1 protein-coding gene is annotated in these 440 nt (G+C 59.5%); it reads right to left on the bottom strand.

Going from position 1 to position 440, the window contains the following annotated elements; translation table 11 throughout:
* A partial coding sequence (locus I6F37_RS40325) for a cation transporter (protein WP_225154424.1) occupies nucleotides 1-242 on the bottom strand: 242 nt, incomplete at its 3' end.
* Nucleotides 243-440 lie beyond the last annotated feature (198 nt).

Raw genomic sequence — 440 nt, 5'->3', positions numbered from 1 at the left:
AAGAGACAGGCCCAGCCCAGAGCGAGCAGGCCGACGAAGGTGATTGAGCCGTCTCCGAGGAAATCGAGCGCATCGGCCTTCAAAGCCTGGCTGTTCGCTATAAATCCGCCGGCGAGTTCGACGATACCGAAGCCGACATTGAGGATGACTACCCACCACAGCGCGCGGCGGTACGCGGGATCCGTTTCCGCTCTTTTGGTGTCGCCGGTGCAGTCGCAGCCATCTGATTCGTTGTCAGTCATTCCTCACCCCTAGAACCTCCAGCCACTGGAGGATCAAGACCTTTCTGCGAATGTTTCGCATTATGTCGACGAAGGTCTTGTCGACTTGAAGAGGCTGATGGCGCCAGTGGCGGTGGGCACAACGGCTTGCGGCGCAACGACTGCCGCGCTGTAGCCGGAAAGAATGCGTTCCAGCACTCCGTCCGCATTCGGCTGCGT

Source organism: Bradyrhizobium sp. NBAIM08, from assembly GCF_020193935.1.
GTDB lineage: Bacteria > Pseudomonadota > Alphaproteobacteria > Rhizobiales > Xanthobacteraceae > Bradyrhizobium > Bradyrhizobium yuanmingense.
This window is presented reverse-complemented; position numbering and strand designations above follow the sequence as displayed.